The sequence below is a fragment of the Niallia sp. Sow4_A1 genome, assembly GCF_052116745.1.
Taxonomy (GTDB): Bacteria; Bacillota; Bacilli; order Bacillales; family Cytobacillaceae; genus Niallia; species Niallia hominis.
On sequence record NZ_JBQKKM010000128.1, the window covers coordinates 1 to 688 of the forward strand.

Sequence of the window (688 nt, forward strand, 5' to 3'; positions counted from 1 at the left end):
TACAGCTCCCCAAAGCATATCGGTGTTAATCCCGTCCTTCATCGGCTCCTAGTGCCAAGGCATCCACCGTGCGCCCTTTCTAACTTAACTTAGTTTCGACCAAAGATAAGCAGCGTATCTCTTTGTCTGCTTCCTTACTCTGCTCCTCACGTACTAGCGTACGCTCCGGTGCTCGCTCGGTCGCTTCCTTGACCTACTTGCTTCTCTTTGCTCTCAAATCTTTGAAAGGGTATTCGATTGATACGATTACTTTTCAAAGAAATAATTCTCTAAAATAGAGAATCTAAGATGGCGATTACTCGGTTTATCTTGGTTACTTCTATTTAATGATTTAGTTTTCAAAGAACAATTTTGGTGGAGCTTAGCGGGATCGAACCGCTGACCTCCTGCGTGCAAGGCAGGCGCTCTCCCAGCTGAGCTAAAGCCCCAAAAATGGTATTTAATTTAAAATGGTGGGCCTAAATGGACTCGAACCATCGACCTCACGCTTATCAGGCGTGCGCTCTAACCAGCTGAGCTATAGGCCCATTTTATGTTCGATAAAGTAAAAAGGTTCTTGCTTTATCTATTTTTCAAGGGAATTGCTCCCTCAAAACTGAACAACAAATCGTCAACAATCTTTGATGGAATGTACATTCCATTTTCCTTAGAAAGGAGGTGATCCAGCCGCACCTTCCGATACGGCTAC

General features: G+C 44.2%; 2 tRNA genes and 1 rRNA gene. All 3 read right to left on the minus strand.

Annotation, left to right across the window (positions count from 1 at the left end):
- Positions 1-90, minus strand: a 23S ribosomal RNA gene (locus tag ACTQ5K_RS25500); the annotation flags it as partial.
- Positions 91-352: 262 nt separating this feature from the next.
- Positions 353-428, minus strand: a tRNA-Ala gene (locus tag ACTQ5K_RS25505).
- A 22-nt stretch (positions 429-450) separates the two neighbouring features.
- Positions 451-527 (minus strand) — tRNA-Ile (locus ACTQ5K_RS25510).
- Between the last annotated feature and the right edge of the window lie 161 nt (positions 528-688).